Source organism: Longibacter sp., from assembly GCF_051155795.1.
Taxonomy (GTDB): Bacteria; Bacteroidota; Rhodothermia; order Rhodothermales; family Salinibacteraceae; genus Longibacter.
This window is the reverse complement of sequence record NZ_DAXETW010000044.1, coordinates 1-9448: the sequence shown is the minus strand read 5'-3', so window position 1 is coordinate 9448 and position 9448 is coordinate 1. Positions and strand designations below refer to the sequence as shown.

The window sequence follows — 9448 nt, the reverse complement described above, 5'->3', positions numbered from 1 at the left end:
CAACCACGTTGCTCCGCGGCTTCACGTAAACGGCGCGTGCTATAACACTTCGGGCTGCGCGATAGGATCGCAAGCTTCATTCAGACGTGCGGATTACAGAGGACAGATTGCGGGTTGTGTGGTGGTGCGGTCAGGCGTTGATGCGTTGTGTCGTTCGTTGATGCGTTGATGCGTTGATGCGTTGGTACGTTGGGTCGTTCGTGGGGCCGTGCGTTGCGACGGAAGTCGCATGTGCGTTGATACGCCTCCACGCATCACGCTCTAACGTTAACACCTTCATGTCTACAAATCTACATACATTAACATCGTCACATATTAATACATTTACACATTGACGCCGTCAAGCCTTCCCCCTTGTCGGTTTGCCGCCGGCGTAGGAGGCTGCGGGGTCGACGAGCATGCGTCGACGAATGGCCTGCCGGCCGAGGAGCATGCGAAATCCCATCTTGTCGCGCCGCGCCAGGGTCAATTCGATTTCCCAGGTATGGGCCAGCACCGTGACGGGGGTGACGATGACGATGCGCTCCTGTTCTTTGCCGCTGGAGCTTCGCACGCTACGGACGTCGTGAACGGTCGCTTCGGCGTGAACGGTCTTCTCCGTGCTCCGCTGCACGGGGTGGATATTGAAGCGGACGCGGTCGATGCCGCCCTGCTCGAACCGTTCGATCTCGTACGCGTGCAGGGCGGAGGTGCGTGCACCGGTGTCGACTTTTGCCTTGATCGTGGGGACGCGCAGGTCGGGGAGGGACACCCACTCACGCCAGCCAATCACGGGAAGGTTGGATACAGGGGGCTCGGGCACGTCGGTCGGAATCGGTGAAAAGAGCACGAAATAAAGTACGGGAGGGAGGAACGGGGATTCAACATGCCGATCCTCCTTGTCGTGCTTTTCTGATTCCGGCTCCGTCGGATCGTCTGGTTCTACGTGCGTGCGGTCTGGGTGCCTGTGCTCAGGCGCTCGCGACCGGTCGCGCCCTTCCCACAGGAAATTCGTCTCTGGCGATAGAAGTCGGAACCGCTTTCGGGTACGTTACCCGGTGCGTCGTACGGACACGTCCCTTTCACCAGATCCAGCTCCTTATGTCGATTGATCGTATGGCCGTCGTTGGAGGCGGCACGATGGGAAACGGAATTGCACATGTCTTCGCCCTGAGTGGTCGAGAGGTAATCATCGTAGACCTCAAGCAGGAGGTTCTGGATGAAAGTCTGTCCACGATCGAGGCGAACCTGACCCGCCAGGAAAAGAAAGACAGGATTTCAACGAACGAAAAGGACGCCGCACTCGACCGGATCCGAACCTCCACCGATATTGCAGACGGCGTGGCGGAGGTCGATCTGGTTGTCGAGGCCGTCAGCGAGACGATGGACGTGAAGGCATCCGTCTTCCAGGAGCTTGACGAGCACGCGCCGGATCATGCGATTCTTGCCTCCAACACGTCGTCCATTTCCATCACTGCACTCGCCGCCGAGACCGATCGCCCCGAGCAGATCATCGGCATGCACTTCTTTAACCCGGTGCCTGTCATGCGGCTGGTCGAGATCGTGCGCGGGCTCGTCACGAGCGACGATATCTACGAGACCGTGGAGGCACTCGCCGAGCACCTGGGTAAAACCCCTGTTGAGGTGGAGGACTATCCGGGCTTCGTGTCAAATCGCATCCTGATGCCGATGATCAACGAGGCGATCTTTTGCGTGATGGAAGGTGTCGCCTCCGTGGAGGATATCGACACGGTCATGAAGCTCGGCATGAATCACCCGATGGGACCGCTGACGCTGGCAGATTTCATCGGCCTAGACGTGTGCCTGAACATCATGGAGGTCCTTCACAATGAGCTCGGCGACGACAAGTATCGCCCGTGCCCGCTTCTGCGCCGAATGGTTGTGGCCGGGAAGCTCGGTCGAAAAACGGGGGCCGGGTTTTACGACTACGAATGAGGGGAAGGCGAAAGCTCAGGTGGGAAGTGCCGCATGTGACGTGTGAAGGGTGCGTACCGCCCTGCGTCTATGCGTCATGCTGTTCGTAGGCGGCGATGATCTCACGCACGAGGCGGTGGCGTACCACATCCTCGCGCTCCAGGTAGATGAAATCGATCCCGCGGATGCCCTTCAGGATATTCTGAACCTGGATCAGGCCGCTACTGGATCGGCTTCTCAGGTCCGTCTGGGTGATGTCGCCCGTGATGATGGATCGTGAGTTGGGGCCGAGCCGGGTCAAGAACATCTTCATCTGGCCCGTCGTGGCGTTCTGCGCCTCGTCCAGGATGACGAAGGCCGACTTTAGGGTTCGTCCGCGCATGTAGGCCAGCGGCACGATCTCCACCCGCTGATGCTCGATGAACTCTGCCAGCTTGTCCCGCGGCATCATGTCGCCGAGGGCGTCGTAGAGGGGGCGGAGGTACGGATCCACCTTCTCGTGAAAGTCGCCCGGGAGAAAACCGAGTTGCTCGCCCGCTTCCACGGCGGGGCGGGACAGCACGATACGCTTGACCTCGTGTTCGCGCATCGCCGCGACCGCGAGTGCGACGGCGACGTACGTCTTGCCCGTGCCTGCAGGACCGATCGCGAAGACGACATCATTCTTGCGGGACGACTTTACGAGTCGCGCCTGATTGGGTGTTCGCGGTTTGATCGGCTCACCGTCCGGCGTGTAGAGGACGACGTCGTCGGAGGCAACGTCCGCGTGCGAGCCGTCGTCCGTGGCGTAGAGCGTCAGAACGGTCGATACGTCGTCCTGGGTCAGGTCTCCGTTCCGGTCGATTAAGACCACCAGTTCATTAAAGATCTGCTCCACCTCCTCGACGGCGTCTTCATCGCCGCGAACGAGAATATCCGTCCCCCGTGCGGTGATCTGCGTATCCGGATATGCGTTCTCGACCTTTCGCAGGTAGACGTCATTGAAGCCAAACAGGAGAAGCGGATCGATGCCTTCGATACTCAGGCGTTTTTCGGGCAACGCGATGTTGGGTGTTTGAAAGGAAAGTGCGGCGGGAATTGTATCTGGGCCCCGCCCCTTGGTTCGAGACCCGTGAGGGTAGCATCTGCGGTGATAAGGCGCGGAGCCACCCTCCGATTACATCTTCTGTACGGAGCACCCCGCGTCACGTTCGATGTGTAGCGAGGCGTTTCACCGGGGTCATGATTGTTAGATTTCACGCATTCGAAAACGCAGGGTCTTACCACGATGACGCGAAAACTGGTGGTTGAATTTACAAAGATGGAGGGTGCGGGCAACGACTTCGTCGTGCTCGATAACCGGTTTCTCCATTTTTCCAGTGAAGAGCTATCCGACATCGCGGCGCGCGTGTGTCCACGCCGATTCGGGATCGGGGCCGACGGGCTTCTTGCGTTCGAGATGGCGGACGACGCGGACTTCCGGATGCGGTACGTGAATGCCGACGGCTCTCCGGCGACGATGTGCGGGAACGGTGCCCGGTGCCTTGCCCGATTTGCCGTTACCGCCGGTGTACAGGGACCGAACGTCTCGTTTCTGACGGATGCAGGCACGTACCGCGCCTACGTGCCGACCGACCCCGACGCGGCTGTTCGCATCTACGTGCCCGAGCCGGAGCGTTGGACCCCCAACATCGCGCTGGAGGCGGACCCTCCGGGAGGGATGGAAGCCGTCCACTTCATCTGGACGGGCACGGAGCATCTGGTGGTGCCGGTGGACGACGCGGCGGCGGCGCCACTGGAAACGTGGGGGCCGCACCTGCGGTGCGATGCGGCCCTTCAGCCTGAGGGCGCAAATGTAAACCTCGTCGCGATCGGGGAGGACCCGCGTTCCATTAGTATTCGAACCTACGAAAAGGGTGTGGAAGGAGAGACCCTGGCTTGCGGCACCGGCGTGCTGGCCGCGGCCGTGGCAACGAGCCGACTGCGCGGTAGCGCGGCCGGTCTTGCGTCAGAGCCAGTGACGGTGAAGACCCGGGGCGGACGTCTGCGCGTCGGCCGGGCTGAGACGCCGGAGCGACCGGATCACCTGTACCTCGAAGGGCCGGCTCGCAGCGTTTTCCGCGGGACGTTTGAATGGGATTCGACCTAGTCGGACGTGCTCCAGGTCGGTCTAAGAACATCCTGTCTTTCTCGTGCAGGGTACCGTGTGACTTCGTCCGGCGATCAGAAAACGGGCTACCTCCCGGTGGGAAGTAGCCCGTTCGTCGTGTTGCCTGTGTCCCATCCCGGGCGACGGGAGGGGAGAGGCCGTCAGTTGAGCAGTTTCGACCGGTTGTCCGTGATGTCGGCGTTTTCACGAAGACCGGAGATGTACTGCTGCGCGACCTGGCGACGCTCCTGCGCGAGGAGCTGCTGCCGGATTTGCTGGCGTGTCTCCTCGGTCAGTTCTGCGGGCTCCGTCCGACCGGTCACTGTCACCACATACGCGGCGTTCTGGCCTTCCATCACGGGCGACGTTTCGCCTTCATTCAGACCGAAGGCGACGCCGATGATGGAACGGTCGTTCCCGAGGCCGGCCACGCGTCGTGTACCGAAGTTCAAGCCCTCCTTCGAACGAACGCGCGTACCGAGCGCGTCAGCGAGTGCGTCCAGGGAGGCGCCGTTCATGGCGCTTCGCATCTGTGCCAGAACGATGCCTTTCTTTTTCTCAGTGAGAACGCGGGGACGGATCTCGTTTCGGACCTCGTCGAACGGGCGGTATCCCTCTTCGGTGATGCCTGTCACTTTGGCGAGGATGAACTTGTCGTCCAGTTCGTACACGTTGCTGATCTGACCTTCATCCGATTCCGAGAGGAACCGCATCAGCGAGGCGCTACGCCCGATGCCGGGAATGCTGCGCGCTCCTTCCTCCACCTGGACGGTGCGCACATCGTAGCCGGCGGTCTGCGCTTCCTGCTCGAAATCACCGCCGTCCTCGGAGAAATACGCGATGTCCTCGAGTTTTGCCTGGAAGTCGTTGAGCGTGGCGGGGCTCGGATCGAGGCTATACGCCATATCGACGTACTGCACGGCGTCGGTCGCCTTTTGCTCGACCTTGATCAGGTGAAATCCGAAGCGGGTTCGAACAGGACCGACGAGGTCGCCAGGCTGGGCAGCAAAGGCCGCATCGGCGAACGGTTCGACCATGCGATCGCGCGTGAACCATCCGAGGTCACCACCCTCTGAGGCAGAGCCGTCGGCTGAATGGCGCCGTGCGAGGTCTTCGAACGTAGCCCCCTGCCGCAGGCTGTCCTGAAGGGCTTCGATCCGTGAGCGAACGTCGCTCACCGTAGCGTCGTCAGCGTCCTCACCGAGACGGAGGAGGATGTGCCGCGCCCGGACGAACGTCTGGTCGGCTGGCTGGGTGTCCTTGATCTTGATCAGGTGGCCGGCGTTGCCGGCGAAGACGGGGCCGACGATTTCCCCTACCTGCAGGTTGCTATAAATGGCCGTTGCCACGTCCGCCGGCATCTCACTCGGCGTGCGGTACTCGGTCGAATACGACGCGGCGGAAGCATTAATCTGGAGGAAGGTGGAGTCATCATCCGCTGCGGCGAATTCCGGTTTCAGGCGGCGGAGATCCTCGCGTACGAGTTGCGTATCCTGGGCCGTAGCGAGTTTCTCCTGCTGGACATATTGAATCGAGTAGGTCCGCTCCCGGGCGAAGTCCTCCTGGTTTTCGTCGTAGTAGTCCTCAAGATCCGCGTCCGTGACCTGTACGCTGTCGTTCGGGACCGACGCGTACCGCTGCAGCACATACTGGATATCGACGTTCGTATTCTGGCGCTCGTAGTAATTCCGGACGTCCGCTTCCGACACGTGGACCGTGGCTTGGACGATGTTGCTCATCTTCTGCTGGCGGCGCTGCTCCCGCATGTACTGCTCAATCTGCGCCCACGTCTCCTTCGCCTCCGGGTTCTGGGCGAAGTTGTTCAGCAGCTGATAGTTAATCTGGCCGGTCGAGTCGGCGAACTGCTGCCGGATGATCGGATGCGGGTCTTCGCCGTACACCATGTCCAGCAGCTCAGCATTCGTGACCGTGATGCCGAGGCGAGACATTTCCTGTTCGAGCAGAGCCGTGGTCACGAGCTGGTCATAGGCCTGCTCTTCCAGTTGGTCGCGCTGGGCCTGCGTGAGCTCGCCGTCGGACTGCTGCCGGGCTCGCTCCCGCAATTGTTCAAGAGTCTGCTGGTACTCCTGGTACGGAATCGCTTCACCATTCACGACGGCAATGTCGCGCGGCTGCGCCCCGATCGCGTCGAAGGCCTGCGAGTCTTGCAGGACCCAGATTACGCCGAAAGAGAATACGAGAATCCACAGTACGACTCCGGTGTTTTGCCGGAGATTGTTCATCACACCCATGGTAAGGCAGAGAAAGTCTTCTTGGGGGACGGCCGAGTGCGGCTGGGGGACACATGCGTAAGATTTGACGCCGCATCGAACCCCTACCATACTCGAATCGAATTGTTCTACCCCGCCGCGGGTCCTTCATGGATTCGCCATCAATCCATCGAATCCCTGACATCGAGGGAGGAAACACGCGGATCCGTGCCGGGAATGGTGCAACGGTCCCCCGTTTTTCAGTCCCGCTTCTATGTCCCGGTCCGACGTTCCCCTGGCCAACGAGAGGTCCGGGACCGAGAGGTATCGTCCCGCGTACCGCGTTATGCAACGGGACAGGAGCGCCGGAAGAAAAATGGTGCACCGCTCGTTTCGTCCGTCTTCGACGATTTCGCTCGACCATGAAGATTCTGAGCCGGAGTACGCTCGTGTGGGCGATTCTGATGTCCGTCGTCGCCGGCGGCACACTGGCGGTTATCGGTGATCAGGCGACACCATATGGGCCGTGGCCCGGGATCGGAATGGGCGTCGTCGTCCTGCTTCTTACGCTGCGACGCCCCCTTCGCCGGTGGCGCGTGAGCCGCCGCCCGCTCGGAGAGGCCTACCGGCAGTGGCTGAACGCCCGCGTTCCACTTTATCAGCGGCTGGACGCCGACGGACGGGCGCGCTTCGAACGCGATGTGCAGTTCGTCCTGGACGAGTATAGCTTTGAAGGCGTTCAGGGCGTCAATGCCCGCCCGGACCTGCAGCTCGCGGTCGCAGCGGGTGTCGCCTGCCTGCTTCACGGTCGACCGGAATGGGACTTACCCGGCACGACGAGTTTCCTGTTCTACCCCGACCGGTTCGACGACGATTACTTCGGCGGGGACTACGCCGACTACGACGGGATGGCGCACGAACAGGGCCCCACCATCCTGACTGCGTCTTCGGTTGAGCATAGTTGGGACTCGCCGGACGACGGTGACAACGTCATCCTGCATGAGCTCGCCCACCATTTTGATTTCGACAACATCAACGCCGACGGCGTCCCGTCGCTCGTTGCGCCGGAGTCGGCGCAGGCATGGCAGGCGCTGGTCAAGAACGAGATTCGGAAGGTCCGACACGGCCAGTCGATCCTGCGTCCGTACGCCGCGGAGGCGCCGTCCGAGTTTTTCGCCGTGGCAACAGAGGTGTTTTTCGAACAGCCAAACCGCATGCACGACCATCATGCAGATCTGTTCGGCGCCTTGTGCGCGTTCTATCAGATCGACCCGCGAACCGGAGAAAAGCCGGCCTCCAGCACGTCGGACGTCGTCGTCGGGTAGGACCGGTCCCGCAGCGAGGGTTCCATCTGCCGATCGGTCCTGTGCTCGCGGTAGACACTCTTTTACGTGACCGGTCCGGCTCGACCCTGGATGTCGCCGTCGAGATGCTCGCCGGACGCACGTGCGGATCGGATCGCATCAAACGCGCGGTCGACCTCGGGGGCCGTATTCCAGACGAACGGTGCCATTCGCAGGTAGCGATCCTTGCGGCTGTCGGTGTAGACACCGCGGGTTTTTAGGTGCTCGCAGAGGGCGTGTGCGTGATCGACCTCCAAGAGGATCATCGCGCTCCGGCTGGGCCGCGGGAGAGGGGATCGGACGGTCACATCGAGGTCTGCGGCGTGCTCCAGTGCCAGATCGGTCAGCGCCAGGCAATGCTCGCGGACGGAGTTGAGTCCAACGTCCAGCAGGATATCGACGCCCTCGACGGCGTGATACATCGAGGCGACCGACGTGGTACCGCCGAGGAAGCGCCGGCGGATGTCCTCATGCGGCTCGGGCTCGGGTCGAAAACCGAACGGGTCGGCATCACCAAACCAGCCGGTCAGGCGCGGCGTGATCTCGAGGCCGTCGCGAATGTAGACGAAGGCGTTTCCGGAGGACCCGCTCGCTTCCTTCAACAGACCGCCGGTGAAAACGTCGACGTCCAGGTCTTCCACATTCAGCGGCATCGTGGACGCGCTGTGGTAGCCGTCGAGGAGAAAAAGTCCCCCGTGTTGGTGTGTTGCGTTTGCGAGTCTTCGAACGTCCCGATCGGGGAGAAGGGCGCCGGTCGTAAATCCGACGTGACTAACGGCGGTCATCGCCGTTTCCGGGCCGATCGCATCGATCATTGCCTCGATATCGGGGCAGCCGTGCTGATCCGACGGCACGATTCGGGGTCGGAGATCGATCAGGGACGACCACTGCTGGACGCTGTGGAGCACGGACGGGAACTCGCCGTCCGTGACGACGATCTCCGATCCACGGTCGGCCACCTCCGGTGCGCTTAAGAGGCATTGAACGCTCCAGTGAACGTGCGGCTGGAGAATGCACGTTCCCGCCGGGGCGCCGAGCAAGGGAGCCACGAACGCGTCAGCAAGATACGTGGGCAGGCTCCACCAGCCCACCGGATCACCGCTGTCGGGCTTCCAGTGGTTCGGGATTTCGTTCCAGGCGTCGACCCCGAACCGTCGCCAGTCCTCGGTGAACGCTTTCATCATACCGGGCACCGTCGCGGGCTGAAGCCCGTGCGTGAAGGCACGAAACTCCACGACTGGACGATCATCACGATCCGGATCCGGGTGACGATAGCGCGATCGAACGTCCGGGGAGAGAAGCGGCATGGGAGACGGGGCGATGCGAGAGGGAAGCGCGGGCCGTCAGACGGTGGGGTATAACGTCCGACGCGGTTGCTATCGTCGGGTCCCCTCTCCGGAATGGTTTGTGGGCCCAAAAAGAAACGCTCCTACCGGGCGGGACGGCGGGAGCGTTTCAGACATGCTGCTACGGAGGCGCGGGTTACGCTTCCTCAGGCAGAATGTGAACGTAGCGGCGGTTGCCGCGGCTGCGCGAGAACTTGACCGTTCCCGTCTCTTTGGCAAAGAGCGTGTCGTCTCCGCCTTTGCCGACGTTCTGACCGGGGTGAAACTTCGTGCCCCGCTGACGGACGATAATGCTGCCGGCGGATACAAATTCTCCGCCATACGCTTTAACGCCGAGATATTTCGGATTGGAGTCGCGACCGTTTTTGGTCGACCCCATACCTTTCTTGTGTGCCATAACTGGACCTACAGTCTACGTTCTACAAGTTGCGAGAGGGTGTGGCGGGCTGTGCCCAACCACGAAGAACAGGAGCGAACCCTACGCGTCAGCAGGTTCAGCCTCTTCTT

The 9448-nt window shown here is 61.5% G+C and carries 9 protein-coding genes; 3 read left to right on the top strand and 6 right to left on the bottom strand.

What is annotated here, in order from left to right:
- Positions 1-80, bottom strand: an 80-nt coding sequence (locus tag ACFCU0_RS05515; protein WP_434972666.1) for a hypothetical protein, incomplete at its 3' end; no start/stop codon positions are given.
- Positions 81-340: 260 nt separating this feature from the next.
- On the bottom strand, positions 341-802 hold the full coding sequence (locus ACFCU0_RS05510; RefSeq protein ID WP_434972665.1) for an ATP-dependent zinc protease family protein: 462 nt from the start codon (positions 800-802) through the stop codon (positions 341-343).
- Positions 803-1080: 278 nt separating this feature from the next.
- Here ACFCU0_RS05510 and ACFCU0_RS05505 point away from each other — a divergent pair, with 278 nt between their 5' ends.
- Positions 1081-1935: a 3-hydroxybutyryl-CoA dehydrogenase gene (locus ACFCU0_RS05505; RefSeq protein WP_434972664.1), complete on the top strand. Its 855-nt coding sequence runs from the start codon at positions 1081-1083 to the stop codon at positions 1933-1935.
- A 67-nt stretch (positions 1936-2002) separates the two neighbouring features.
- Here ACFCU0_RS05505 and ACFCU0_RS05500 read toward each other — a convergent pair whose 3' ends face one another.
- A complete protein-coding gene (locus tag ACFCU0_RS05500; RefSeq protein WP_434972663.1) occupies positions 2003-2953 on the bottom strand; it encodes a PhoH family protein in 951 nt (316 codons plus the stop codon).
- A 228-nt stretch (positions 2954-3181) separates the two neighbouring features.
- Between ACFCU0_RS05500 and dapF the strand changes: the two genes are divergently transcribed.
- On the top strand, positions 3182-4042 hold the full coding sequence (dapF, locus tag ACFCU0_RS05495; RefSeq protein ID WP_434972662.1) for a diaminopimelate epimerase: 861 nt from the start codon (positions 3182-3184) through the stop codon (positions 4040-4042).
- A gap of 161 nt (positions 4043-4203) precedes the next feature.
- On the opposite strand, the gene ACFCU0_RS05490 is transcribed toward dapF, so the two are convergent.
- Positions 4204-6294 (bottom strand): peptidyl-prolyl cis-trans isomerase, encoded by a 2091-nt coding sequence (locus ACFCU0_RS05490; protein ID WP_434972661.1) that lies wholly within the window; start codon positions 6292-6294, stop codon positions 4204-4206.
- 380 nt (positions 6295-6674) lie between these two features.
- Here ACFCU0_RS05490 and ACFCU0_RS05485 point away from each other — a divergent pair, with 380 nt between their 5' ends.
- Positions 6675-7577, top strand: a complete 903-nt coding sequence (locus tag ACFCU0_RS05485) for a M90 family metallopeptidase (protein ID WP_434972660.1) — start codon at positions 6675-6677, stop codon at positions 7575-7577.
- 62 nt (positions 7578-7639) lie between these two features.
- Here ACFCU0_RS05485 and ACFCU0_RS05480 read toward each other — a convergent pair whose 3' ends face one another.
- Positions 7640-8902: an aminotransferase class V-fold PLP-dependent enzyme gene (locus ACFCU0_RS05480; protein WP_434972659.1), complete on the bottom strand. Its 1263-nt coding sequence runs from the start codon at positions 8900-8902 to the stop codon at positions 7640-7642.
- A 175-nt stretch (positions 8903-9077) separates the two neighbouring features.
- A complete protein-coding gene (rpmA, locus tag ACFCU0_RS05475) occupies positions 9078-9338 on the bottom strand; it encodes a 50S ribosomal protein L27 (RefSeq protein ID WP_434972658.1) in 261 nt (86 codons plus the stop codon).
- Between the last annotated feature and the right edge of the window lie 110 nt (positions 9339-9448).

Excerpts from the sequence above, each read along its gene's own strand:
- dapF (WP_434972662.1), top strand. The coding sequence starts at position 3,182 with ATGACGCGAAAACTGGTGGTTGAATTTACAAAGATGGAGGGTGCGGGC.
- ACFCU0_RS05485 (WP_434972660.1), top strand. The coding sequence starts at position 6,675 with ATGAAGATTCTGAGCCGGAGTACGCTCGTGTGGGCGATTCTGATGTCC.
- rpmA (WP_434972658.1), bottom strand. The coding sequence starts at position 9,338 with ATGGCACACAAGAAAGGTATGGGGTCGACCAAAAACGGTCGCGACTCC.
- ACFCU0_RS05505 (WP_434972664.1), top strand. The coding sequence starts at position 1,081 with ATGTCGATTGATCGTATGGCCGTCGTTGGAGGCGGCACGATGGGAAAC.
- ACFCU0_RS05490 (WP_434972661.1), bottom strand. The coding sequence starts at position 6,294 with ATGGGTGTGATGAACAATCTCCGGCAAAACACCGGAGTCGTACTGTGG.
- ACFCU0_RS05480 (WP_434972659.1), bottom strand. The coding sequence starts at position 8,902 with ATGCCGCTTCTCTCCCCGGACGTTCGATCGCGCTATCGTCACCCGGAT.